This window comes from Singulisphaera acidiphila DSM 18658, assembly GCF_000242455.2.
GTDB classification, from domain to species: domain Bacteria; phylum Planctomycetota; class Planctomycetia; order Isosphaerales; family Isosphaeraceae; genus Singulisphaera; species Singulisphaera acidiphila.
In genome coordinates, this window is sequence record NC_019892.1 from 6,563,484 (window position 1) to 6,589,042 (window position 25,559).

At 61.9% G+C, this 25,559-nt stretch carries 23 protein-coding genes; 10 read left to right on the forward strand and 13 right to left on the reverse strand.

Annotation, left to right across the window (positions count from 1 at the left end; all coding sequences use genetic code 11):
• Positions 1-57: 57 nt before the first annotated feature.
• The 9 genes from SINAC_RS25765 to ispF form a co-directional block, all read right to left on the reverse strand.
• Positions 58-825, reverse strand: a complete 768-nt coding sequence (locus tag SINAC_RS25765; RefSeq protein ID WP_015248502.1) for a CvpA family protein — start codon at positions 823-825, stop codon at positions 58-60.
• Positions 826-883: 58 nt separating this feature from the next.
• Positions 884-2,632: a GspE/PulE family protein gene (locus tag SINAC_RS25770; protein WP_015248503.1), complete on the reverse strand. Its 1,749-nt coding sequence runs from the start codon at positions 2,630-2,632 to the stop codon at positions 884-886.
• Between the two features lie 71 nt (positions 2,633-2,703).
• Complete coding sequence (locus SINAC_RS25775) at positions 2,704-3,855, reverse strand: type IV pilus twitching motility protein PilT (protein WP_015248504.1); 1,152 nt, start codon at positions 3,853-3,855, stop codon at positions 2,704-2,706.
• Between the two features lie 196 nt (positions 3,856-4,051).
• The gene (hisF, locus tag SINAC_RS25780; protein ID WP_015248505.1) at positions 4,052-4,840 is read right to left on the reverse strand and encodes an imidazole glycerol phosphate synthase subunit HisF; all 789 of its coding nucleotides are present in this window, start codon (positions 4,838-4,840) and stop codon (positions 4,052-4,054) included.
• Between the two features lie 342 nt (positions 4,841-5,182).
• Positions 5,183-7,141: an ATP-dependent DNA helicase gene (locus SINAC_RS25785; protein ID WP_015248506.1), complete on the reverse strand. Its 1,959-nt coding sequence runs from the start codon at positions 7,139-7,141 to the stop codon at positions 5,183-5,185.
• Between the two features lie 269 nt (positions 7,142-7,410).
• Positions 7,411-8,439: a sulfur carrier protein ThiS gene (gene thiS / locus SINAC_RS25790; protein ID WP_315850088.1), complete on the reverse strand. Its 1,029-nt coding sequence runs from the start codon at positions 8,437-8,439 to the stop codon at positions 7,411-7,413.
• 195 nt (positions 8,440-8,634) lie between these two features.
• Entirely contained in the window at positions 8,635-9,186 is a 552-nt protein-coding gene (ruvC, locus tag SINAC_RS25795; protein ID WP_015248508.1) for a crossover junction endodeoxyribonuclease RuvC, read from the reverse strand.
• Between the two features lie 98 nt (positions 9,187-9,284).
• A complete protein-coding gene (gene cysS, locus SINAC_RS25800; protein WP_015248509.1) occupies positions 9,285-10,751 on the reverse strand; it encodes a cysteine--tRNA ligase in 1,467 nt (488 codons plus the stop codon).
• Between the two features lie 77 nt (positions 10,752-10,828).
• A complete protein-coding gene (gene ispF, locus SINAC_RS25805; RefSeq protein ID WP_015248510.1) occupies positions 10,829-11,311 on the reverse strand; it encodes a 2-C-methyl-D-erythritol 2,4-cyclodiphosphate synthase in 483 nt (160 codons plus the stop codon).
• A 516-nt stretch (positions 11,312-11,827) separates the two neighbouring features.
• Between ispF and csrA the strand changes: the two genes are divergently transcribed.
• The 6 genes from csrA (at position 11,828) to SINAC_RS39140 (ending at position 15,352) form a co-directional block, all read left to right on the forward strand.
• The gene (gene csrA, locus SINAC_RS25810) at positions 11,828-12,022 is read left to right on the forward strand and encodes a carbon storage regulator CsrA (protein WP_015248511.1); all 195 of its coding nucleotides are present in this window, start codon (positions 11,828-11,830) and stop codon (positions 12,020-12,022) included.
• A 75-nt stretch (positions 12,023-12,097) separates the two neighbouring features.
• The gene (locus tag SINAC_RS25815) at positions 12,098-12,292 is read left to right on the forward strand and encodes a carbon storage regulator (protein ID WP_015248512.1); all 195 of its coding nucleotides are present in this window, start codon (positions 12,098-12,100) and stop codon (positions 12,290-12,292) included.
• Positions 12,293-12,406: 114 nt separating this feature from the next.
• Positions 12,407-13,630, forward strand: coding sequence for an aldo/keto reductase (locus SINAC_RS25820; RefSeq protein WP_015248513.1), 1,224 nt, complete (start codon positions 12,407-12,409; stop codon positions 13,628-13,630).
• Between the two features lie 284 nt (positions 13,631-13,914).
• The gene (locus SINAC_RS25825; protein ID WP_015248514.1) at positions 13,915-14,307 is read left to right on the forward strand and encodes an RNA recognition motif domain-containing protein; all 393 of its coding nucleotides are present in this window, start codon (positions 13,915-13,917) and stop codon (positions 14,305-14,307) included.
• A 189-nt stretch (positions 14,308-14,496) separates the two neighbouring features.
• Positions 14,497-14,685, forward strand: coding sequence for a 30S ribosomal protein S21 (gene rpsU / locus SINAC_RS25830; RefSeq protein ID WP_026012078.1), 189 nt, complete (start codon positions 14,497-14,499; stop codon positions 14,683-14,685).
• Between the two features lie 265 nt (positions 14,686-14,950).
• Complete coding sequence (locus SINAC_RS39140; RefSeq protein WP_237722768.1) at positions 14,951-15,352, forward strand: DUF6157 family protein; 402 nt, start codon at positions 14,951-14,953, stop codon at positions 15,350-15,352.
• Positions 15,353-15,524: 172 nt separating this feature from the next.
• Here SINAC_RS39140 and purB read toward each other — a convergent pair whose 3' ends face one another.
• Together purB and SINAC_RS25845 are read right to left on the reverse strand one after the other, a co-directional pair.
• Positions 15,525-16,955, reverse strand: a complete 1,431-nt coding sequence (gene purB / locus SINAC_RS25840) for an adenylosuccinate lyase (RefSeq protein WP_015248517.1) — start codon at positions 16,953-16,955, stop codon at positions 15,525-15,527.
• A gap of 138 nt (positions 16,956-17,093) precedes the next feature.
• Positions 17,094-18,323: a Glu/Leu/Phe/Val family dehydrogenase gene (locus SINAC_RS25845; RefSeq protein WP_020466792.1), complete on the reverse strand. Its 1,230-nt coding sequence runs from the start codon at positions 18,321-18,323 to the stop codon at positions 17,094-17,096.
• A gap of 185 nt (positions 18,324-18,508) precedes the next feature.
• Between SINAC_RS25845 and SINAC_RS25850 the strand changes: the two genes are divergently transcribed.
• Together SINAC_RS25850 and SINAC_RS25855 are read left to right on the forward strand one after the other, a co-directional pair.
• Positions 18,509-19,312: a creatininase family protein gene (locus tag SINAC_RS25850; RefSeq protein ID WP_015248519.1), complete on the forward strand. Its 804-nt coding sequence runs from the start codon at positions 18,509-18,511 to the stop codon at positions 19,310-19,312.
• Between the two features lie 195 nt (positions 19,313-19,507).
• On the forward strand, positions 19,508-20,494 hold the full coding sequence (locus SINAC_RS25855) for a copper-binding protein (RefSeq protein ID WP_015248520.1): 987 nt from the start codon (positions 19,508-19,510) through the stop codon (positions 20,492-20,494).
• 23 nt (positions 20,495-20,517) lie between these two features.
• Here the strand turns inward: SINAC_RS25855 and SINAC_RS25860 are convergent, their stop codons facing one another.
• On the reverse strand, positions 20,518-21,234 hold the full coding sequence (locus SINAC_RS25860) for a hypothetical protein (protein WP_015248521.1): 717 nt from the start codon (positions 21,232-21,234) through the stop codon (positions 20,518-20,520).
• A 678-nt stretch (positions 21,235-21,912) separates the two neighbouring features.
• On the opposite strand from SINAC_RS25860, the gene SINAC_RS25865 reads away from it, so the two are divergent.
• Positions 21,913-22,266 (forward strand): ArsR/SmtB family transcription factor, encoded by a 354-nt coding sequence (locus SINAC_RS25865; protein WP_015248522.1) that lies wholly within the window; start codon positions 21,913-21,915, stop codon positions 22,264-22,266.
• A gap of 113 nt (positions 22,267-22,379) precedes the next feature.
• On the opposite strand, the gene SINAC_RS25870 is transcribed toward SINAC_RS25865, so the two are convergent.
• Entirely contained in the window at positions 22,380-23,972 is a 1,593-nt protein-coding gene (locus tag SINAC_RS25870) for a TolC family protein (protein ID WP_015248523.1), read from the reverse strand.
• Positions 23,973-24,291: 319 nt separating this feature from the next.
• Between SINAC_RS25870 and SINAC_RS25875 the strand changes: the two genes are divergently transcribed.
• On the forward strand, positions 24,292-25,479 hold the full coding sequence (locus SINAC_RS25875) for a DUF1501 domain-containing protein (protein WP_015248524.1): 1,188 nt from the start codon (positions 24,292-24,294) through the stop codon (positions 25,477-25,479).
• Positions 25,480-25,559: the final 80 nt, after the last annotated feature.

Genomic DNA, 25,559 nt, shown 5'->3' on the forward strand with positions numbered 1-25,559 from the left:
GACGCCAAGGATTGGGTCAGGGCGTCGCTCGAAGTACGGCAAGTGCAAGCGGCCTGGTTATTGAGGAAGTACGACCCCACCGCCGACCGCCGGCCCAATCACCTTGATATCACCGGGTTGCCCTCCGCCGGGGGCCGCACCCGGGGCTCCGGGCGCGCCTCCCGAAGCCGCTCCTCCAGCCGGCGCTGCACCCGCAGCCTCGTCGCCGCCCTCGTGGATCGACTCGGTCCCGTAGGGGCGCGCTTCCTGATGATTCAAGAGCCATTCCGCCTTGGGATCAAAGACCTTGGAATCACCGTACTCACGGAATGGGTCGCGTGAGCCGGGGACGTGCTCGGCGAAGACCAGCCCCGTTGTGTACTGGAAGAAGGCGAGCCACTTGCGGTCGAGCCCCATGCCGAACGGCGGCTTCGACTTGTAGTCGATCACTCCCAAAATCTTCTTGTGGACCGGTGCGGTCTCGAACGCGACCAAGAGGATTGCCACCGTGACGACGGCGCCTCCGAATCCGAAGACGAGCCGGCCCAACTGGTAGACGATCGAGGGGAACCGGACCATGGCGGGGGCCATGGACTCGGTAATCAAGCGAAGTATGAACGTCGTGATGATGAACAGGCCGAGCAGGCAGAGCGTGTCGGAGAAACCCCAGCCGATCCCGGTTCCATCGAGCAGCTTCGCCAGCGGTTCGTAGAAGTTGAAGGCGATGAGTCCCCCGAACAGGACGTTGAAGAACATCAGGACAGAGCCCCAAAGTCCCTCGCTCGTCAAGGCCCAGGTCAGGCCTGCAATAAGGCCGACGATCACCAGGTTGACCACGATCTCCATGGATAGATCCCTCAGCGTAAATTCAAAGGTAGATCGAGAGTTGGCGTCGTCCGCTTGTTTATTTCACGACCCGGAGAAGCTCGTCGATCGAAGTTTTCCCCTGGATGACCTGGCGGAGGCCGTCTTCCTGGAGGTAGATCATCCCGTTCTTCCGCGCTTCGGCCTTGATCGCGTTGAGCGACGGGTTCTCGCGGATCATGTCGCGCATCGGCTCGGTGATGATCAGGAGCTCAAAGATCCCGGTTCGGCCGAGGTAGCCGGTGCCGCCGCATTGCGGGCAGACTTCCTGGGGTTCCGCCGGTCTCCGGTAGAAGACGTCGACTTTATCGGCGGGCAGGTTGGCCTTTTTGAGGAACTCGGGCTTGGGCTTGTACGGTTCCTTGCAGTTCTCGCAGAGCATGCGGACCAAGCGCTGGCCGAGCACGGCAGTCAGGGCCGAGGCGATCATGAACGGTTCGACGCCCAGGTCGAGGAGGCGGAAGAGCGCCGTCACGGTGTCGTTGGCATGGACGGTGGAGAAGACCATGTGACCGGTCGTCGCCGCCTGACAGGCGATGGTTGCGGTCTCCTGATCGCGAATTTCGCCGATCATGATCACGTCGGGGTCTTGCCGAAGGATCGAGCGGAGGCTTCCTGAGAAAGTTTGCCCGCTCTTCGTGTTGATTTCCATCTGGGTGATGTTGTCGAGGTGATATTCGATCGGGTCCTCGACGGTGATGATGTTCTTCTGGAACCGGTCGATCTCGCGGAGGCAGGCGTAGAGCGTGGTAGTCTTGCCTGACCCGGTCGGACCACAGCAGAGGAACATGCCGTGCGGCTGGGTCACGAGGTTGCGGATCTCGGTGGCCAGCTTGGGCCGAAGGCCGGCCTCGTCGAGTGCGGAGACTCCCATTCCGCTGTCGAGGATACGCATCACCATCTTTTCGCCCGACTTCGAGCCCGAGGTCGCCACGCGGAACTCGAGTTCGCGGCCTTCGAGCTTGGCGCCGAAGGAACCGTCCTGGGGTTTGCGTTTCTCCGAGATGTCGAGCGCCCCGAGGACCTTGAAGACGTTGATCACGGCATCGCCGGTGGGCCGATCGAACGGCTCGGCGGCGTGGAGGATGCCGTCGATTCGGTAGCGGATCGAGAGCTGCTCGGCCGTCGGCTCGAAGTGGATGTCGGTCGCGCGACGGAGGACGGCGTCGTAGACGAGTTCTTTGGCCGAGGTATAGGACCGGGACTCTTCGGCCTGGGCGACCCGCGTGGGATCAGCTTTGCTCGACCCCTGGCTCTTACCGACGAACTCGATCGGCGGTCCGCCCTGGTTGACTCCCGAGTCTCCCTTGTTGAAGATCCCCTTCATACCGGCCTTGTTCATGAGCCCGTTCATGACTTCGCCCAGATGGTAGGGGGTCAGCACCTTGGAGTCATCGGGAACGGTCTGGTTGCGCGTATAGATGTACGACATGAGGGGAATGAAGTAGGCGAGGAGTAGCAGGGTCAGGCTGATCGGGTAGATCGGAATCGCCCAGACCATGGCGAAGCCGAGGATTCCCGAGAAGAAGATGACACTGTTCCAGACCTCGAACTTCGGGTTGACCAGTTCCTTGGCGTCGTCGTCGACCCAGTACGAGGTCCACGCCCAGAGCAGGAAGACCGCCAGCACGGGGAGGAACTTGAGTAGGTTGAGATACATGCCGGGCCCGCGCAGGATGCCCGGCGCTTGGGCGAGCAAGACCCCGGCCGACTCGGCGGCGTAAGCCCCGGCCGTCGCGCCCAGGGTCATCAAGGTGAACGTCGCGAGTGCGAGGCGCGGACGGATCATCGCTTCCCTTTCCTCCCACGGAGAACTCGACACGACGCAGCAGCGGGTCTAAGACGGCCGAGAGCCGACTCTTAGAGAATGCCCGGCTGTGCGATGTTAATCCCTTTGAGCGCCATTTTCAAAGTTTCCACGCTCGGCGCGACCTCGAATGCCGTGGAGCGTTCGATTCGCTCATTGACGACGAGCTGTCTCAGGCTCTCGGTGAAGTCCTGCATCCCTTCTTCTTTGCCGATCCGGATCGCGTCGCCGAGCTTCGTATCTTCCTCGTTGAGAATCAGCTTTCGGACGGTGGGGTTCGTCCGCATGATCTCATTGGTCGGCACCCGGGTGATCCCCTGGGCTTGCAGCTCCTTGGTCGTGATCAGGAGCTTTTGCGCGACGATCGCCTTGAGGTTGAATGCCAGGTTCTGCCGGAGCGGCGCGTGCATTTCACGCGGGAACAGGTCGAGAATACGACTGATCGTGGACGGGGCGCTCGAAGCGTGGATGGTGCCGAAGACAAGGTGCCCGGTTTCGGCGGCGTGCATCGCGGCGCCGAAGGTCTCCTGGTCTCGCATCTCACCCACCAGGATGATGTCCGGGTCTTGCCGCACCGCGTCCTTGAGTGCTTTGTGCCAGTCCTTTACGTCGATGCCGATCTCGCGCTGATTGATGATCGACTTCGAGTCGCTGAAGGTGAACTCGATCGGGTCTTCGAGCGTCAGGATGTGCATTCGCTCGCGTTCGTTGATGTATTGAAGCATCGACGCGATCGTGGTGCTTTTGCCCGAACCGGTCACCCCGGCGAGGATGATGATCCCCTGCTCGTACTGGGTGATCTCGGCCATGACGGGGGGGAGGCCGAGCTTCTCGAAGTTGGGGATCGAGTTGTTGACGCGGCGGGCGACCAGGCTCAACCGGCCACGGGCTCGGAACAGGCTGACGCGGAACCGAGTTTCGAGATCGCCGTCAAAGATGATATGGGCGAAGTCGACTCCCCCTTCATCGTCGAGAATGTGCTTCTGACGAGGGGTCAGGATCGGGTACATCAACCGTTCCATCTCCTCCTTCGTAAGCACAGGCATCTGCATCTGTCGAAGCACACCCCCGAGCCGCATGCTTGGGGAAAGACCGACCTTCAGGTGAAGGTCGGACCCTTTGTACTTCATTACCATCCGAAAAAGCTTGTTGCATTCGGGCTCGTTCGGGGCAGCCTCAACGTTCACTTCCACGTCAGTCGCCATGAGCGAATTCTCCTGCAAGGAATGCAGTGGAGGGCGTGTCGAACACGCCGGTCTCGGGTCCTACCTGACTTGTGCCGACACGTAGTGAGACTTCATTAACAGAGACTGGGATGACGAGATGATTCGTAATCGTCGCCCGGAGAGACTTTCTTAGTCGAAGAACCGAAGTCGGCCGATGCGAGCGGCCTGGGACTTTTCAAGAGGCCGTCGACTCCGCAAGACGCCGAACCGGCACACCGTGACGGGCCAGATATTCTTTCGTCTCCGTGATCGTGTACTCGTGATAATGGAAGATGCTGGCCGCCAGCGCAGCGCTGGCACCCCCTTCGACGAGGGCCGCGCGCAAGTGCTCGGGACTCCCCGCACCTCCCGAGGCGACGACCGGAATCTCGACTGCCTCGCTCACCGCCCGGGTCATCGGCAAGTCGTAGCCGTTCTTGGTGCCGTCGGCATCCATGCTCGTCAAGACGATCTCTCCGGCGCCGAGGCGTTCGACCTCGCGAGCCCAGGCGACCGCTTCCAGGCCGGTCGAGATACGCCCGCCGTTGATGTGCACTTCCCAGACCTCTTGGCCGTCTCGCTGGACGCGCTTCGGGTCGATGTTGACGACGATGCACTGACTGCCGAATCGCCGAGCGGCTGCGCGCACGAACTCGGGGTCGCGAACTGCCGCCGAGTTGATCGAAACCTTATCGGCCCCCGCCTTGAGCAAAGCGCGGATGTCTTCCAGATTGCGAATTCCGCCGCCCACGGTCACCGGCATGAAGCAGACCTCGGCCGTCCGGCTGACGACGTCCCAGATGATCTCCCGCCCTTGGTGGCTCGCCGTGATGTCGAGGAAGACCAGTTCGTCGGCCCCCTCCAACTCGTAACGACTCGCCACTTCGACCGGGTCGCCGGCATCGCGCAGGTTGACGAAGTTCGTTCCTTTGACCACGCGGCCTTCATTGACGTCGAGGCAGGGGATGATCCGCTTGGCCAGCATTCGCAGGTCCGGTCTCGAGGGCGATCGTTTTGATTGAAGAGGGCAAGAGGTCGAGTGTCAGAATCAGAGACTGAGTTGATTTTGTTGGGTAAGTGTCGCCCAACCGTATCTCGTCGAAAGAGGGGGGGATGGTGCCACTCCCCGCTCATGAGTCGAGACCAACGGCTGAATCTGTTCTGACTGACTCGGCCTCACTCCATCCCATGGAATTCAAGACTGTATTGTATCCCAGAGAAAGTGGCGATCCTAGGGGGGAGGATCTCTCGCTTTTTTCGTAAGGTTTGCGGCGAGAAATTCAATCTTTCTGATTGTGCCGGGGTAGGGCGGCTCAAACGCCGAGGTTTAGTCGATGATTCGAGGGCAGGCCGGCAGCGAATTCAAGAACGTCCGCCCATACGGTTTGGTGAGCACACGTGGATCGAGAATCACGACGATCCCACGGTCGGTTTTCGACCGGATCAGTCGGCCGAAGCCTTGCTTGAGCTTGATGACCGCCTCGGGAATCTGGTAGTCGTTGAACGGGTTGCCGCCGGTCCGGCGAATCGACTCCAGGCGGGCTTCGAGTAAGGGGTGGCTCGGGACGCTGAACGGGAGCCGAACGATGATCACGTTCGAGAGTGCTTCGCCGGGCACGTCGACCCCCTGCCAGAAGCTATCTGCGCCGAAGATCACGCTGTCGACGTCCGCCTTGAAGGCCTCGACCATCTTGGTGCGGGGCATCCCTTCGCTCTGGGCGATCAGGGTGATGTTCTGCTTCGCGAACCAGGGCGTGAGCATCCGGACCGCCGCGTCGAGCATTTTGTAGGACGTGAAGAGAACGAAGGCTTTCCCTTGGGTCTTCTCCAGGTAGTGAGGAATCGCCTGGATCGCCTGGCGCTCGAACTCCGCGCTCTGTTCCGAGGGGTCGGGGAGATTCCGGCGCAGGTGGATGGTGACCTGGTTCGGAAAATCAAACGGGCTACCGAGCTGGAGGCTCTCCCCTTGGGTCAGGCCGAGCCTTGTCTTGCAGAAGTCGAAGCGAGGGGGAGAGCCGACGCTGAGCGTGGCTGACGCCAGGATGCAGGTCGGGACGCGATCGAACAGCGAGCGGCGGAGGGTTGCGCCGACGTCGAGAGGTGCGGAGGCCAAGGTCACCCGCCTTCGCGCGCCGCCGGTCAGCTCGATCCAGTGGACGCTGTCCGGCTCTTTCTGGCCGAGCCAGGAGGAGAGGGAGGACGCCAGCGAGAGGCAGCGCTCTTCGGAGGCGGTGAGCTCGATTCGCTGCTCTTCGGTCTTGATGGTCTCGGCCCCGTGCCGGATCGCCGACGCCAGTTTGCGGAGTTCCTCGCAGACGGTGTCAGGCCAGGCGATCGGTTTGCGGAGCCGGCCATTGGTCGAACCTTGCGAGGCCTGCCACTCGGCGACGTCATCGAAAAAGTTGAGCGCCTCGCTCCGGACGCGCTGGAGCTGCATGATCGCGTCGTCGAGCTTGTGATAGGCTAGCAGCCCTTTACGCGAACGGTCGTTGTAGAGCTTGCCGAGGGTGTAGTCGAATTGGCCGCTAGTGACCTTCAGCCCCAGATGCTCACCGGCCACCGCTTCGAGCGTATGCGCTTCATCGAAGATCGCGACATCATAGTCGGGGAGCAAACTGGCCCCCGCGTTCCGGAGGGCGAGGTCGCTCATGAAGAGCGCATGGTTCACGACCAGGATGTTGGCCGTCCACATTCGCCGGCGTGCCTTGTAATAAAAGCAATCTTTGTGGCGAGGGCAGGAGCGCCCGAGGCAATTTCCGTTCTCGCTCGCGATCGCATCCCAGACGTTGGGTGCCGGACGGAAGTCGATGTCCGCGCGGCTGCCGTCGCTGGTTTTTCCCGACCAGAGTCGGATCTCGGCGAGTTGATCGTGCTCTTCGGGTTTTGCGAACGAAGCCTCGGCACGCGCCACGGTGGCGTCGAGCCGTCGCAAGCTGATGTAGTTGGAACGCCCCTTGACCAGGACCGCCGAGAACTCTTGCGGCATCACCGAGCGCAGGAATGGGAGATCCTTCTGGAGGAGTTGCTCTTGGAGGCTGATCGTGTGGGTCGAGACCACAACCTTCTTCTGGCCGGACTCGGCGGCCGCGAGGATCGCGGGGACGAGGTAAGCGAAGCTCTTGCCGACCCCCGTTCCGGCTTCGACCATGAGGTGCGACTTGTTCTCGATCGCGCGGGCGACAGCCTTGGCCATCTCGAGCTGTTCGGCACGTGACTCGTAGCTCGGCAACCGCCGCGCAATGGCCCCGTCCGGACCGAGGATGGGGACGGGGTCGAGAGCCGACATGAGACGCTCCATTCCGTGATGAATGACGGCGGACCGTCCGAAGTGCCTATCTCAAATAGGCCGATTTGAGCCCATTCCAAAAACAAAAGAAGGGGAAAAGCCCATGTGACTCGGGCCAAGGCGTCTCCGCACGGGTTCCGAAGTACGGAACCCGTGGCACTTGGCCGACGGTCATCATCACGGGAGTGTGCCCACAATCCGTTGACGGAGATCGGTTCTAAGCCGGAGACAGGCACCAGGTCGACTCAAGGAGGAACCGTGAACGACCGTCACCCGATCGTTCCTTCGGTCGGACTCGACGCGGTCGCGTACAGTTTCTTCGGAATGCGACCGGCCCCGGCTGCGAGTCGGCCGGCCTCGATCGCCAGCCGCATGGCATGAGCCATCCGAAGTGGATCCTTGGCCCCCGCGATCCCTGTGTTGAGGAGCACGCCGTCGCAGCCGAGCTCCATCGCCAGCGTCACGTCGCTGGCTGTGCCAACTCCGGCGTCGACGATGACCGGGTAATCCGGGTCATCCCCCTTGAGATCCTCGAGGATGATCCGGAGGTTATTCGGGTTCAGGATCCCCTGGCCGCTGCCGATCGGGCTGCCGGCCGGCATCACGCTCGCGGCGCCGGCCGCCTTAAGCCGGCGCGCCATGATCGGGTCGTCGCTGGTGTAGCAGAGGACCTGGAACCCCTCGGCGACCAAGACCCGTGTCGCCTCCAGGGTCGCCACCGGGTCGGGGAGCAGGGTCTTGGTGTCGGCCAGGACCTCGAGCTTGACCCAGTCGGCTCCCGGATTTTCCAGGCCGGAGAGGAGTTCACGTCCCAGCCGAGCCGTGCGGAGGGCCTCCTCCGCGCTGAAGCATCCGGCCGTATTGGGCAGGATGGTGTAGCGCTTGGGGTCGAGAAAATCGAGCAGGCTGCGGCCTTCCCGGTCGAAGAGTCGTTCCCGGCGCACGGCCACCGTCACGACCTCGGCGCCGCTCGCGTCGAGACAGTCGCGCATCAGCTCGAGGGTCGTGTACTTGCCGGTCCCTACGAGGAGGCGGCTCTGAAATGTATGCGAGCCGATCGTCAGCGTGCCGGGATCGAGCGCCGGGGGGGGCGGTCCCCCCCCTCCGCCCACCAGGGTCACGACTTCCAGAATGTCTCCTGGGACGATAGGGGTTTCGTCGTGTCGGGAGCGGGTGACCAGGCCGGAATTGATCTCGACCGCCACATGCTCGGGCCTGAGCTTCAGCTCGCGCAACAAGCCGGCCACGGTTATTGGCGCGGGCACCTCGCGCTGCTCGCCGTTCAAGGTGATAATCACTGGAGAACCGGTCGCCCCCTTAGCGTGTTCTTCATCTCGCTCAAATCGTCGGTTCGAGACCTTGAGATGAAGAATCGCGTCCCCTTGTTGTTGACACCTGTCCATCGTAAAGAGCTGGCTCGTCCGGGGTCAAGCCAACGCGTCGTTTGGTCCGTTGATCCCCAAGGCACGACGGGTGGCCGCTCCGGTTTGCCGTCAGCGGCCGAGCAGTCCGCGCTGGCTGCGTTCGATCTGGTAGTGGCAGAGCGCCACGGCGCAGGCGTCGGCCACGTCGTGAGGCTCGGGCAGTCGATCGAGGCCGAGCTCGGTCTGAATCGCGTGTTGCATCTGGAGTTTCGGGGCCTTACCGCTGCCGGTCAGCGTCTTCTTGATCCGGGAGGCGGCGTAGCCCACGACGGGCACCCCCCGCTGGGCGGCGGCCAGGACGATGACCCCCCGCGCGTGGGCCATCAGGATCGCGGTCCGGGGATGCTTCAGGTGGCTGTGGACCTGCTCGAGCGCGACCGAGGAGGGGGGGAAGGCATCGAGGACTTCGGCCACTCCCTGGTGGATCAACTCGAGCCGCCGCCCCATCGGCGCCTTGTCGGCACGGGGCCGAATCACTCCGGCCTCAATGACGAAGGGCCCGCGCGGCGAGGTTTCCACGACCGCGTAACCAGTGACGATGAGACCGGGATCGATTCCGACGACCCGGAAAAAAGGTCGCTGACCTGCGTCGGAGGTTGGAATCGTGCTCGTCGTCGCCATCGCGCTTGGCCCTTCCTTGGGACAATTCTCCAAGGGTGGGCGCTGCCCACCTGATCGAGAGTCTTGTCGAATCATACGCCTTGAGATTCCAACGCGTGTCAGTCGATCCGCCACGAGGTGCCGTCGGCTCGGTCTTCGAGCGTGACGCCGAGGCTCGACAGCTTGTTACGAATCTCATCGGCCAACGCGAAGTTTTTCTCCTTCCGAACTTGTGTACGAAGATGCACCAGGAGGTCGAGCAACGGGGCGGTGAGCCGATCCTGGTTCGCCTCGGGCTTGGCCAAGGGCTCACGGAAGAGGCCGAGCAGTTGGGTCAGTTCCTTGAGAACGACCATGCCCGCCTTGTATTCCAGGAGCGCGGGGCCCGACTGCGGAGTGAGGTCGTTGGCGAACCGGTTCAGGGCGTGAATCGACTCATAGAGCTCACCGATCGCGCCACCGGTGTTGAAGTCGTCGTCCATGGCGTCGAGGAACCGCTGGCGGTGGCCGGCGAGCTCGCCCAGGAGGGCCGACGTGCCCGGTTCGAACGCGTCTCGGCGCGTCGGGGCGGAGAGTGCGTAGAAACTCTCGCCGGTGATTCGCTCAAACCGCTCGAAGCCTTTGAAGAAGGCTTGCAGCCCGCGTGCGAGCTCGTCGAGGCGTGAGGGGCCGTAGTCGATCGGCCGTCGGTAATGGCTGGTCAGGAGGAGGGCGCGGATGGTGTCGGGCGAATGAGCCTCGAGCAGGTCGGCCATCAAGACGATTGTGCCGGGATCTGACTTGGAGATCTTCTTCCCGTCCTTGGTCAACAGGCCATTGTGCAGCCAGTAGGTGGCGAACGTCTGACCCGAGTAGGACTCGGACTGAACGACCTCGTTTTCGTGGTGGGGGAAGACCAGGTCAAGGCCGCCACCATGGATGTCGAAGTGAGAGCCGAGGATTTTCATGCTCATGGCGGAGCATTCAATATGCCAGCCGGGTCGGCCCGGTCCCCAGGGGCTCTCCCAGAACGGCTCGCCCGGCTTCGACCCCTTCCAGAGCGCGAAGTCGCCCGGGTGCCGCTTCACGACGGTCGGCTCGATCCGTGCGCCCGCTTGGAGTTCCTCGGGGTCGCGATGGCTCAACTTGCCGTAGTCAGGTGCCTTCGACACGTCGAAGTAGACGTCTCCCGACGACGGGTAGGCGAACCCCTTGTCGATCAGGGCCTGGGTCATCTCGATGATTTCGCCGATGTGTTCGGTGGCGCGAGGCATTTGGTCGATGCCGTCGACCCCCAGCGCACGGAGGCAGGCGAGGTAGTCTTCGGTGACCCGTTCGGCGAGTTCCTTGACCGAGGTCCCTTCCTTCTGCGCCTGGACGATGAGCTTGTCATCGACGTCGGTGATATTGACGACCCAGGTGACCTCGAAGCCCAGGTAGACGAGGTAACGCTTGATGGTGTCAAAGATGACGGGCCCGACCATATGGCCGACGTGGCTGCGGGAATAAACGGTGGGACCGCAGACGTACATGCCCACCGCGCCCGGGCGAACCGTCTGGAAAGGCTCTTTGGTTTGGGTCAGCGTGTTGTAGACGCGAAGCGACATAGAGGTCGGGCTCGGTTTCGTGATCGTTTGGTGAAGGAAAAATGCCGGCGGCCTTGGGAGGGAGATCCACTTCGCGATCAGGTAGGGTCGGTCGCCTGGAGCAGCACGACCGCCTCGCACGAGATGGCTTCGGCCCGGCCTATCGGTCCGACGTTCTCACCGGTCTTGGCCTTGATGTTGACTTCCTGCGCGGCGAGCCCCAAGAGGTTCGCCAGGTTGGTGCGCATCTCCTGTTTGAAGGACAAGAGCTTGGGCTGCTGCGCATGAATGATGACGTCGCAGTTGACCGGCCGCCAACCTTTGCGAGCGACCCGGCCGACGACATCCCTCAGCAGGACGCTACCGTCGAGTCCTTCCCAGTGGGGATCGGTATCCGGATAGTGCTCGCCGATATCTCCGAGTCCCGAGGCCCCCAATAGCGCATCGGCCACCGCGTGCATGACGACGTCGGCGTCAGAATGCCCGTACAGGCCGAGCGGATGCTCGATCCGGACCCCGGCCAGGATCAATGGACGGCCTGCGACGAGACGATGGGTGTCGTGACCGATCCCTACACGCACGTGACACGATTCCTTGGAAGGCACTCGAAGTTACAAGTCATTCCGCATACCCGCGCGGCCGATCGTGGAAATCGTATCCTCTTCGCCTTTCCATTGCCATCCCCGGAACCAATCCCCCAGGAGGATTGCGACGCCCTCGAGGCGTCTGATTCCAGCCGGCCTCCTGGGGCCGAGACACTCCCAAGACCGTGAGCTGGGGAGGTTGTACCAAGAGACTCGCACTGCTTGGGCGAACGCTTTCCCATTTTTTCCGGATTTGCCTGTAGATTTGGGAAGAAAGGTTGTAGAACTGGACAAAACCACCGTACTATTTCTCGGGGCCGGGAAACTTGAGAAATTTTTAAGTCGCGTGAGGTGGAGTAGTTCCGACTGTTTGTATGGTCAACGAGACGACGTCGGCACACCCCGTGCTTATCTTTAATCTCGTTCGCTAAGAGGGGCCACCAGAACGGGTGCCGGCAACTCGGAAGCGACGGAATCGCACGACTTTGGGAAGTGAAATCAAGGAGCGATGCCATGCTGGTCCTGAGCCGCAAGCTGAACGAGAAGATCGTGATTGATGGTGGAATCGTCATCACGGTCGTCAAGATCGATCGCAACCAGGTTCGTCTGGGAATCGAAGCACCGGGGCACATTCCGGTCTACCGCGAAGAAATCCTCCCGCTCGCCTTGCAGGCCAAAGACCAAGAGGCGCTCGCCGTCTGCTCTTGAACGACTCGGCGAACAATCGCATCGGCGACGAATCCTACGATCGACTTTTTCTGAAGAGCACTCACGGAGGCTGACATGCTGGTTTTGAGCCGCAAGCTGAACGAAAAGATTGTGATCGATGGTGGAATTGTCATCACAATCGTTAAGGTCGACGGTCACCACGTTCGCCTGGGGATCGAGGCCCCGGATCACATCCCGGTCTACCGCGAAGAGATCCTTCCCCACGCCCGACAGGCCAGGGACCGCGAAGCGCTTGCCATCTGTTCTTGAAGGACTGAGCCAACATTCTCCTCGACAACCCTTGAGACGTCGACTAGTTTAACATTCGTCAAATGACGCACCGGCTCAATTGAAGCTCGAGGCCAGGGTCGCGGAGAAACGCTCATGCACGAAAACGATAACTCCGTTTCCGAAGTCAATCGCCGCAGTTTTCTTCAAACCGGCGCCATCGCTACGGCCTCAGCCATGACTGTGGCCTCCGCAACCGGGAGCCTGGCTGCTCCTCCTGCGGTGAAGAAGACAACGCTTCCCGTTCGACCGCTGGGCAACACCGGCGCGACTGTGACCATCCTCAACCTGGGGACCTGGAAGAGTCCGGGAACCGACCGTCTCCTTCGATTCGCCTACTCCAACGGTGTGCGTTACTTCGACACGGCCAAGAGTTATGGTTCCGAACCGGCCATCGCACGCTGGCTCCAGGCGATGCCCGAGGTCCGCAAAGAGATTTTCCTCGCCACCAAGGACCATCCCAACTCGCCGCGTGACTTGATCCCGTTGCTCGACAGCCGGCTCGCCGCGCTTCAGACCGATTACCTGGATCTCTTCTTTATCCACGGCATCGGCAGCGACTACGGCCCGCAATCGATGGACTGGCCCAAGAGCAAGGAACTGAAAGAGACGATTGAGACGATCAAGAAGTCGGGCAAAGCCCGCTTTGTCGGGATCTCGTGCCATGACCCGAAACGGGCCGAGTATATCCAGGCGGCCGCTGACGGCGGATTCGTGGACGTGGTGATGTTGCAGTTCACCCCCTGGCTTGAAAAGGATGCTCCGCTGAACCGGGCGCTCGACGCCTGCCATAAGCGAGGGATCGGCCTGGTTTCCATGAAGCAGGTCGCCGGTCACGGTGAACTCGAGGACGTGGTCAAGCGGGTCCCCACCCTCAAGGAGAAGGGGCTCACCCCCTACCAGGGCCTGCTGCACGCGATCTGGTCCGACGAACGGATCAGCTCCTGCTGCGTGTCGATGCGGAACACCGATCAGATCACCGAGAATAGCCTGGCGGCCTCCGGTTTCACGGCCATGAACCAGGCGGAGATCGAACAGCTCCGCGACGCCTGCCTGGCCGCCGGCCCGACGTTCTGTGCCGACTGCGACGGCCGCTGTGCCCGCGCTGCGGGAACCGATGCGTCGCTCGGCGATCTGACGCGCCTGCTCACCTACCACGACCAGTACGGCTACCGCAACGAAGCCAAACGGCTCTACAGCCTGATGTCGGAAAGCGACCGAAATTGGGCGGGCGCCGACCTCGACGCGGCCCAGCGTGCCTGCCCGAACCGACTCGATTTCACCGCGCTACTTCCCCGGATCGACCGCAACCTGGCCTGATTGCCGCGAGCGGATTCCTACTCCTGATGCGATGAGACGGCCCGGAACCTTCCGGGCCGTCTGCATTTGCGCGCCACCCACAAGTGATTCTCATTGCGAACGGGGAATTTGCTTGAGTTTAAGAGACGCGATCGACATATTACCCAGTGGCGCGAAGCGCAGGAGCCTCGTCCATTTTTTCTGGTGGACGATCCACCGGACGCTTCCCTCGAAGCCTCGGCGATGACGCACCGACGTTCGCAACAGTGCGAACCCGGTTGGTTTCTGAACAAGGCTAGCGACCCATGGGCAAGAACATCTACGTTGGCAACCTACCGTATGACACCACAGGCGATGACCTGAAGCAGCTCTTCGAAACCTACGGAGCGGTCTCGAACGGCCAGGTCATCATTGACAAGTTCAGCGGACGGAGTCGTGGCTTCGGCTTCGTGGAAATGGACCACGACGACGAAGCGCAAGCGGCAATCGACGCCTTGAATGGAACAGCCTATGGGGGGCGTCCGCTCACCGTCAATGAAGCCCGGCCGCGAGATGAACGCGCAGGCAGCAGTCGGGGCGGCGGCTTTGGAGGAGGAGGACGCGGGGGCTACGGGGGCAATGCCGGCGGAGGAGGAGGCGGCGGAGGAGGAGGGTACGGAGGTTCCTATGGAAGTCACGAAGGGGCCGGGGGCTACTGACCGACCCTCCGCCTTGACGATTCCCGGAATTAGTGGAGATCGGGGCTTGGACAAGAGCCGTGGCCTCGACTATACTCGCGTAATCGCGATCGTTTTCGAAAGAGAGGCCCGGTTGGTGCCGGTCTGCCTCTTTCGTGTCATTTCCCGCCGCTCGAACCGGTGGGAGCCTGGAAGTCGGGGGTTTTGCCTGTGGTGAAGTTACGGGTACGGTCCGGCGAGTCGATCCAGGAAGCGGTTCGTCGCTTCCGCAAACTCTGCGAGCGCAGCGGTCTCCGGAAGGAAATGCGGCGCAAGGCCTATTATGAGAAGCCCAGTGAGCGCCGCCGCCGTGAGGAACTGAAGCGTCTTCGCAAGGCTCGCCAAGCTGCCCGCGTTTGATCGCCACGATCCGGGCCTTCTTCGAGGATGCCCGAATCCTCTGACCGACGCGATTCTTCGACGACTCACCGAGCGGCCGAGACGGCTGCCATCGACAGCGCAATGCTGTGATGGCTTCCCTCTCGGCCGCTTCGTTTTTTAGCGGGCCATTCGTTTCCACATCCCAGTCCACCCTTGGCCTGGAGTGGGTGGATCGTTCTCCGCTGGCGAATCCGGTGCTTGATGACGGTAATCCAGCAGTGGGAGGAGGGGCGCCGTGAAAAGTATGGGCTATCAGGATACATTCATTCAGGTAGCGAGTGATTGCCCCGAGTCTTGCAGTGTTGTTCCCGTTGCGAAGAGCGATCGCAAGCCGGTCCATGTCCTCCAGTATGAGTTGCTCTCCGCGCACCCCTATCATTTTACGCACGAAGACCTCCTCTATGAGGTCCACATTAGACACAAGGCGGTTCCGGACGAAGAGCGGCAGCTTCGTGCTCAGGAAATTCGCACGGAGTTACTCGCGAAGCCGCATTGCGCTCTACCCGATGGAATCGGACGCCTACCGACGCTTCGCGCAGGCGGATGGCGTGACAACGTTAGTGCTCGCCCTCAGGAGCAAGCGAGCCTGACAGGGTTCGTCGGTTGCACGCGGAGGAAGGCTCGAAGAGTCGCTCGACCGGGATGATATGGCCAGGCGGGTCGCCAGGGTGATTCCCAGCGGTAAATGGCTTTCCCATTTCGATTCCGAGCGAGCGGGGAGCGTGAGCTCCCTGTCTTCCGTGGTCCGTTTTGAAGACAGGAAACCGACGCTCCCCGCTTGCCTGGAAGAGATCCCCCAAGGCTTGCAGAGGGGTTCGTTAAACGTGGACGTCGCGCTTCTGGCCGAGCAGATTGGGATGAGCGCGGCGGATCGGTTCGACCTCGCTGGCCACGAAGTCAACCACTTGCTCGGGTGATCGACCGACGAATCGGAGTGGGTCGAGCAGGGTCGCGAAATCGAGCTTTGCGAAAGCCGAGTCGTTACGAAGACGCTCGATCAGGTCGTTGTCTCCGGCCCCTTCCTTGAGGCGAGCAGCGGCGGCCAGTGAGTGGGTACGGACCCGCTCGTGGAGTTCCTGCCGGTCCCCCCCCGCCTGGACCCCGGCCATGAGAAGGTTCTCGGTGGCCATGAATGGCAGCTCATCCGTGACATGTCGACCAATGATGGCGGGATGAACCACCAACCCTGGCACGACGTTGAGGTAGAGGCTCAGCAAGGCGTCGACGGCGAGGAAGGCTTGCGGCAAGACCAGCCGCCTCACCGCGCTATCGTCGAGTGTTCGCTCCAGCCACTGCGTAGCGGCCGTTTGCCCGGCCACGGGGGCCAGCCCCATCGCGAATCGAGCGATCGAGCACATCCGCTCGGCACGCATCGGATTTCGCTTGTAGGCCATGGCCGAGGAACCGATTTGCTCAGCCTCGAACGGCTCATCCAGCTCACGCTCGTGGGCAAGGAGACGAAGGTCCGACCCAAACCGGTGCGCCGTTTCGGCAAGGCCGGCGAGCGCGGCGGTCGCTTGCGAATCGATCTTTCGGGTGTACGTCTGCCCCGAGACCGGGACCGAACCCTCGAACCCAAAAGCTGAGGCGACTCGTCGGTCGAGCTCTTCGACTTTCGCGTGGTCGCCATCGAAGAGGGCGAGGAAACTGGCCTGGGTGCCGGTCGTACCCTTGACCCCCAAGAACCTCAAGGCCGCGATCCGCCGTTCGATCTCGTGGTAGTCGAGAATCAGCTCATAGCACCAGAGCGTTGCGCGCTTGCCCACGGTCACGAGCTGAGCGGGCTGGAAATGGGTGTAACCGAGGCAGGGGAGATCCTTCCAGCGGAGGGCGAACTCGGCCAGGCCATCGATCGCGCCGACGAGCTGGTCGCGGATCAGGCTCAGCCCTTCGCGGATCAGGATCAGGTCCGTATTGTCGGTGACGAAACAGCTCGTCGCGCCCAAGTGGATGATCGCCCGCGCCGAGGGAGCGGCATCACCCAGGGTGTGGACGTGCGCCATGACGTCGTGCCTGAGTCGCTTCTCGTGCTTGCGGGCCGCCTCAAAATCAATCTGGTCGACGTTCGCTCGCAGCTCGGCGACCTGAGCTTCAGAAATGTTCAGCCCGAGTTCGCGCTCCGCCTCGGCCAGGGCGACCCAGAGCCGCCGCCATGTCGAGAACTTACGTTGCGATGACCAGAGTTCGGCCATCTCCCGGCTTGCGTACCGTGTAACAAGTGGATTCTGATAGACGTGATGATCGTTCATAGCGCTCGGTGGAATTGGGTCTCTTTCGAGGGTCGGGATCGAGATCAAGGCTCGGTGAGCCTTCGGTTGACAATGACGGAGGGGAGACTCGGGGGAGCCTTCACCCAGGGGAGTCCGAGCGTTCTTATCGGCTTGGGATCAAATTCCGCCCAGGACTCGGGCGCGGCCGACTCGGGAAATCGCCAGCATGAACGCGGCGGTGCGCAACGAAACCGACTTGCGCTCGGCCAGTTCGTAGACCTTGGAGAAGCTCTCGACCAGGCGGCTCACCTCTTCGCGCTGCACCTGTTCGAGAGACCAGCGGAAGTGCTGAAGGTTCTGAACCCACTCGAAGTAGCTGACGATGACGCCGCCGGCATTGGCGAGGATGTCGGGGACGACGGCAATGTCTCGCGCGTGGAAGATCTCATCGGCTTCAGGCCAGGTGGGGCCGTTCGCTGCCTCGACGATAATCTTGGCCTGGACCGCCTGGGCCATCTTGGCGTCAAAGACGCCGCCGAGGGCGGCCGGGATCAGGACGTCGACCGGCATCGTCAAGAGATGTTCGTTGGTGCTTGGATCTCCCCCCTTGAATCCGACGACCTTACGATGGAGGGCGACGTGCTCATTGAGCGCATTGATGTCAATGCCTTCGAGGTTGACGATCGCGCCGTAGGCGTCGGAGACGGAGATGATCTTCCCCCCTTGCTCGTGGAGGAAGTTCGCGGTGTGATTGCCGACATTGCCGTAGCCCTGAATGGCGAACGTCGTCCCTGCAATCGTCTGCTTCCGGCGGGCGAGCATCTCGCGCGTGACGATGGCCACGCCATAGCCGGTCGCGGCCTCACGTCCGGCCGAGCCATGGAACTCCACGGGCTTACCGGTCACGCAGGCGGGGTGGAAGCCATGATACTTCGCATATTCGTTCATAATCCAGGCCATAACCTGCGCGTCGGTGCCAACGTCAGGGGCCGGGATGTCTTTGTCGGGGCCGATGAAGTCGTGGATCTGCTGCACGAACTTCCGGGTGAGCCGTTCGAGCTCGCCGCGCGAGAGCTTGTTGGGGTCGCAGTTGACTCCCCCTTTGCCCCCGCCGAACGGGAGGTCGACGACCGCCGTCTTCCAGGTCATCAGGCTGGCGAGCGAGCGGGCCTCGTCCTGATCGACGTGGGGGTGATAGCGGAGCCCCCCTTTGAACGGTCCGCGCGCATTGTCATGCTGGACCCTGTAGCCGATGAAGTTGCCGATCTGGCCTGAATCCATCTCGATGGTCACCTCGACGCGAAGTTCGCGATCCGGGGTAATCATCAAGGTGCGCATGTTGTCAGTCAGGTCCAGTACCGACGCGGCCTGGTCAAAATAGAAGTTCGTGGCTTCGAAGGCTTGCATCGGACGGCCAACCCACGGTTTATTGGAACTATAGCGGTGGCAACGACCAGCACCGATCGTACCGGACTGGCCGTGAGGTCCGCAATGGCACTGGAGACGACCGTGGAGAAGGTCTGAAGACCGACCGTCCGGCGCTGCGCGTTGGCGACCCATCCGTCTTCCTGCCCAATCCCGAAGCTGAAATCATGATACGTCCCTGGGTTCTCGCCGACCTGAACTACGGAATCATCAAAGCACAACCGAACTTCGATCTTGCCGTCCTTCCCCTGGGGGCCACCGAGCCGCACAACCTCCACCTGCCGTACGGGACCGACACGCTGCAAGTCAATCTCATTGGTGAGCGCGCCTGTGAGCGCGCTCATCAACGGGGGGCTCGCGTCGTCCTCTTGCCCGCGATTCCCTACGGCACTGAGACGAATCAGATGCGGTTCCCGATGGCGATGAACCTGAACCCGTCGACCGTCGCGCAAGTCATCACCGACCTGGTGGAGTCGCTGGCGGCCCATGGGATCCGCAAGTGTCTGTTACTCAACGGCCATGGCGGGAACGACCTGAAATGGGTGCTCCGTGAACTCCATCGGACCACCTCGGTTCATCTCTTCCTCTGCCATTGGTTCAAGGTGGCGACGGACCGTTACAAGTTGATCTTTGAGGACGCGGGGGACCACGCGGGGGAGATGGAGACGAGTATGATTCTCGCCCACCACCCCGATCTCGTGGCCATGGATCAGGCTGATCCGGGGACGATGCAGCCCTCCCGGTTCGATTCGGTGAATCAAGGTTGGGTCGAGATCACGCGCGCTTGGCACCTCCTGACGACGAATTCAGGGGCGGGCGACCCCCGGCCGGCCACTGCGGCCAAAGGGGAGGAGTTGACTGAGATCGTCGTCGAGCGACTCGCCGTCGCGCTCGAGGAAATCGCCAAGAGCCCCACCGACGAGACGTTTCCTTTTCGCACCACACCGAGTCGCGATTCCGCCTCCTCTTGAGAGTCTGTCCCCGAAGGCGAATCCCGTCGGAGTGTTTGCGGATCTTCCGGGTGCCATGCGGTCCCGTACTCGGAATCCATGTGGGAATGCCTTGGCCTGAGGCGCATGGGTTCCGAGTACGGAACCCGTGGTACCCAAACGTCCTTCATTTCCCGGTGAAGCCCGACCTTCCGAGACAGAGACTGAGCCTATTCCATGAAGCGATCACTTCTTCTTCGATGCACCCTCATTGCCGCGCTCGGGTTCTTGGCCGGTTGCACGTCGCGCACACCCCCGAGCGCCGAGGCCCCCCGCAAGGCGGTCAAGGCTCAAGCCCCCGCTTCAACCCTCACTCATTACAAGCTGACGGGCATCGTCAAACGCGTCACTCCCGAGTCAGGCCAAGTCGTCATCGCGCATGAGTCCATCCCTGGATTCATGAATGCGATGACGATGCCTTTCACCTTGAAGGACCATGCGCTCCTCGACGATGTCCAGCCTGGGGATGAAGTCGAGGGGGACCTTCGGGTCGAGAAAGAGGGGAAGGTCGTCAAGGATTATGAGTTGACCGACTTGGTGGTGACTCACCCCGCCCTGCCGACGCCGCCGAAAAAGCGGACGCTGTCGCTGAAGAACCTGACGATTCAGGAGGCGCCGGCGCGTTTGGAACCAGGGGATCTGGTCCCTGACTTCGCCGTGACGACTCAAGAGGGGCGGACGCTGAAGCTCTCGGAGTTGCGCGGGAATGTTGTGGCGCTGACATTCATTTACACGCGTTGTCCGCTTCCGGATTTCTGTCCGTTGATGGATCGAAAGTTCGCGGAGCTTGCCGGCAAGATCGCCGCCTCACCGCAACGTTCGAGCCGCGTTCGCCTGCTCTCGATCAGCTTCGATCCTGAGCACGACACTCCGGAAGTCCTTCGCAAGCACGCGGAGATCCAGGGGGCAACGCCGCCGCTTTGGACGTTTGCGGTGGCCTCGCACGACGAACTGGCCAAGGTGGCCGGGCCGCTCGGCTTGACGTACGGCCCGACCTCGACGGAAATCATCCACAACCTTTGCACGGCCGTGATCGATCCGGAGGGGCGGCTGGCGCGGCTCGAGGTGGGCAACGCGGTGAAGAATTTGCAGGCGTCGGAACTCCTGAAGTTCATCGCCCCTTTGGTACCGACCTCGACCGAGGAGCCTGCTCCGAAGCCATAACCATCAGGGGCGGCGTGCGCCGCTCAGGGGTTCGGACCCTGCGAGGGCCCTCCTGGATTGATGTCGGCGTTTCTGAGAATGCCGTTGGTTCCGCTCGTGTAGATGAGGGCGCGAACCGTGATGGTTGCCGTCCCCTGGCTCAGAACCCCGGGCGAACGGCGGGAGCTCGGCTTGTAGCGGATATCGACGGTGCCCACGGCCGTGGCGGCCGCGTAAGAACCACCACTCTCTTCCGACTTGATGTCGTAAATCGTGAGGTGTACGGGCCGGCCGGCCGCGTCGAGGTCGGTCGCGCGATCGGCGACCAACTGGATGCCGAGTGAGCCGTTGGTGTTGATATTGCGGTCGAACATGGTCATCGAGCCGCCGAGCGGCTCCGACGGATCCGTGGGCGTGATGACGGCTAGTTGGGCGTCACCGTGCAGGAACTGGTTCGATCCTCCACTCCCTCGGATGTAGACCTGCTGGGCTTGGCTGCTGAATCGACCGGCGCCGACCGTGAACGGCCCCGAGAACCTGGCGCTGAACCGCTGGCGGGCCGCTTCATGGGGCGAGGGCTGACCGGTGGGGAAAAACAAGGGGTTCGGCGGAATCGTCGAGAGGTCGATTCCGGCCTGGGCCACGATCGCGGCCTGGCGCGGTCGGGAATGGGCCACCCGACCGGTCATCGCCGACAACAGCAAACGGGCCTCGACCCCTTCGACGGCGGGCCGGAAGCCAACCCGGTTGCGACGCATCATCAACTCCCTCCTTTTTGAAGCTCCGGCCCGTCGCCGGTCGACTCTTGTCAGACGGAATCTGGACCTCATGTCGTTCCGGCAAAGGCAACAGATGCGGGTATGCTCCGTCATCGCGCCCGACACCGTCGCCGAATCTGCGGACTCTACCCTCGGCGCTGGGGTTTTACGTCATTGATTGCATGAGCGTATGACTGCCTTATGAATCTTTGGTGAAGCTGAGGACCAACTCGTTTCAGAGACCACTTGCGGAATCGCCGACCTGCGTTACACTTATCGCATTCTCTTATTCGCACGCGCGATCATGGCGGAATGTCCGGAATTCTTCGGCATGGTCATTTTCGTTGAAAGCGACGAATCAAAATTCATAACGATTGCAAATTCCGGTCGGCTATGTAAAAAATGAAGTTAAATGTCCTTAATCACCAAGGTTGTCATAAATTTTACCTAGGCACTGACATTAGATAGTCTACGATAAGAATTGAGAACGACGTTGTTCTCCCGGTTAGGTCGACGGTGGTTCACGTCTCCCCCCCGTCTTTTTCTCGATTAATTTTGAAACACCGTTCCACCGGGACGCGTACGTTTCGCTGTTCTCGCGGTTTTTCCGAACGCCTCGGGTGGGAAGATCCACCTATCCTTGTTTTCACATCCGGATGCCCAGGGCAGGAGTACTTTCTCATGGCCACCAAGACCAATCCCAAGCTCGCTGCAACCAAGACGGCTTCGAGCAAGTCGAAACCTGTCAAGACGGTGGATCAGCGGTTCCAGCAGGCTCGCCGTGCTTCGATTTTGTTGAAGCATGTGAGCGATCCCACGCGACTTCAGGTCATCCTGATCCTTGCCGACGGCGAGCGACACGTGGGGGCGCTGTGCGAACAGTTGAACCAGAGTCAACCCGCGGTCAGCCACCACCTGGCCTTGCTCCGACACGGTGGGATCATCGCCCCTCGTCGTCAGGGCAAGAACAATTTCTACAGCTTGACCGACACCGGGGCCGACCTGGCCAAGGTCGTCAAGAATTTGATGGCTTGATGCGTGAGTCGGGTTCCCTCGCCGAATGAAATCTGTGGGAACCGCGGGGCGGGTCACCTCGATTCGCCGCGCGGTTCTCCCGTTCCGAGCGCGCAGGCTCGGTGGACTCGGGTTCATGGCAAGACCCGATGGCCGAGCGCGGTATTGAGAGCCAGCATGCTGCGCCGGTGTCGGACCATGGTGTCGAGGTACTGCTTCACCAGGTCGTTGTAGTCGCGTTGGGCATTCAGGTAGTAGGTCACGTCTTTCTCCCCTCCGAAGAAGAGGCGACGTGAGTCGCTGAGCACCATCTCGGCGTCGGGGAGAACGTCTTTTTCGATCTTCCGCACCATTTCGAGTGAGGTCTGATACTCCTGATAGGCCTGAGCGACTTCGGTCAACGCCTGACGCTCAACGGTCGCCAGTTGAACCTGGGTCTGGACGACGTTGAGCTTCGCGCGCTGGATGCCTCCCTGGTTGCGGTTGAAGATCGCCAAGGGGGCGGTGACACCCACCGCCCAGGAATGCGGACTCTTCAGGCCGAAGGGCGAATTGTTCTGGAGCGTATAGGGCTGATAGAGCAAGTAGATATCGGAATATCGATTCGCCAGCGCCAGCTTGACGTCGGCCTCGGCCCGGTGGATCCCCAGGCGATACGACACGATATCGGGGCGGACATTCAGGGCGATCCGATTGAGCTCTTGCAGCGGGGGAGGGGGAGAGAACTTATCGAAGATCGTTCCCTGGATCTCGAGCGATTCAACCTCGCCGGGGGAAAGATTCAGAATCGTTCCCAGGCTCCGCTTGGTCTTGCGATATTGCTCTTCGGCGTCGAGCAGGCCGATCTTCGCGGAGTCGCGCTGGATCTCGACGCGTTTGACCTCGGCTCTTGTCGTGACATCCTGCTGGAATTTCTTTTGCTCGACTTCGAGGAGCTTGTCGAGTCCCTCGACACTCTTGCGGGCATACCGGATCGTCTGTCGTGAGGCGAGGACGTCGAGGAACGACTGGTAGAGCTCGTCGATTCGCATCCGGACCGCGTCTTGATAGAGCGCCTCGAGCACGCGCTTGGCTCGCGTGGCGACCACGACCCGCGCCCTTCGCTTGCGAGAGACGTCGAGCGGGTACGTGACGTTGACGTCGAACTGCATCGGACCGCCGTTATTGGTCCGGTTGTACTGTCCGTAGGGGATCAACTGGCTGTCGGCATAGAGGATCGGATTGGCGCGGAGACCGGCCTGGAGGATGTCGGCCTGGGCTTGGGGTATCTCAAAAAACTTGGCGCGAAGGTCGAGGTTCTCCCGTAACGCCCGGTCGATGGCCGCATCGAGGGTTAGCCCTCCGGCGGGCCCTTCGTCTTCCAACACTTCAGGAAGCGACAGCGACCCATAAAAAGGCGCTTCCGGCGTGGCCCGTGGCTTGGGGGCGCTGATGCCCATCTGGAGGGAGGTCGGCGAAGGCGCTTGCGTTGGGTCGGCCGCGGAGGTCGGGATTCGCGGCGTGGACGCGCCGGGACGCCCTCCGAGAATCTGACCGATGTCGCCCGGATTGTTCCCCAAGCCACCACTGCCTCCCGACCCCGGGGCATCGGGGAGCATCGAATCTCGCGAACCAGGCTCGGGCGGCGTCCCTTCTTCGATCGTGGGCCCTTGCGCTCTCGACTGGCGAACGCCCCCCCAACACACGACTCCGAGAATTAGACTCCAACGCAGGACGTGATGTCTCATGATCCCGGTTACCCTCCTTGGCTCTGACCCGTTGCATCCGCCGGGTATCAGTCCCAGCGCGGGGGATCGCAAGCTCCGCTGCGGTCGATCCTTCCTCCATATCGACATTTTTGGAAACACTATCTACTCTAGGTTGCCGGAATTGCCCAGTCGACGCAAATTCGTCATTACCCCGACAACCCCGATAATCCGATCCGCTGTCGGTGGCCAATGATCGGCTCTCATGGCTGTTACGGACCCAACCGCGGGTGTATCTTATGACGCGTCGCTTGACGATCCACCGCCGGTTCGGTTCTCGAGAGCAATAAGGGCGGATGCTATGCTCACGTTTGGAAATAGGCCAATCAGGACAGGTTCCGGTCTGACCCGCCGCGAGTTGCTGCGGGCCGGGGGGGGCGGCGCATTGGCGTTATCCTGTCCCGACCTGAGTCGGGCAATGACCTCGGGGGCAGGGGGGGACAGGGCTCTGATCCTGTTGATGCTGGTCGGCGGGCCGAGCCAGTTGGAGACCTGGGATCCCAAGCCCGAGGCGCCGGTCGAGGTGCGCGGCCCGTTCGATTCGATTGCCACCGCCGTGCCGGGTGTCCGGATCAATGAACATTTGCCCCGGCTGGCCCGAAGGATGGATCGGCTGACACTCATTCGCTCCATGCATCACGACGCCGCGCCGATCCATGAGACCGGCCACCAGTTGATCCAGACCGGCCGGCTCTGCCGTCATGGGGAGGAGCATCCGCATGTTGGCTCGGTCGTGTCTCGGCTGACGACACCCAAGAGCGGCGTGCCCTCGTTTGTGGTCGTACCCGCCCCGATTGGCCATACGGGCGTCAACGTTTCTCACGGCCAGACCGCCGGCGACCTCGGTCGCGCCTTCGAGCCGATCCACCTGCGGGCGGACCGTGCCTCCTCAACTGGGGGCGGGGCGTTTGACCTGACCGGAGAACACGCCTCGGTTCGCGAATCCTACGGCTCGACCCGATTTGGGCAAGGATGTTTGCTGGCCAGACGTCTGGTGGAGTCAGGGGTTCGGGTGGTTGCGGTGAATATGTTTGAAACCGTGTTCAACCGGGTGAGCTGGGATTGCCACGGGACGAAGCCGTTCAGCACGCTGGACGACTACGCGGCCGAGGTCTTGCCGACCCTGGACCAGGCGTTCTCAGCGTTACTCGACGACCTCCAGCAGCGCGGATTGCTCGAGACGACGCTGGTGGTTGCGACCGGGGAGTTCGGCCGGACCCCTCGGCTCAATGCCGTGGGAGGTCGCGACCACTGGCCGGGCGTCTGGAGCGCTGTCCTTGCCGGAGGAGGGACTCAGGGGGGGCAAGTGATCGGGGCAAGCGATCGGATTGCCTCAAGCCCAGCCGACCGACCGGTCCAACCGGGGGAGTTGGTTGCGACCATGTACCGGAGTCTTGGAATTGACCCCAGTCGCTCTCTCGACCTGGGGCAAGGCGAGTCGTTGGCTCTGGTCGAGGGAGCCGAACCGATCGCGGAGGCGTTTGCCTGATTACGTTGGACCCGGAATCGGCCAACGAAAACTGCCGGAATCAACGGGGCCAGGGTGGCGGAAAGCCGCCACCCTGGCCC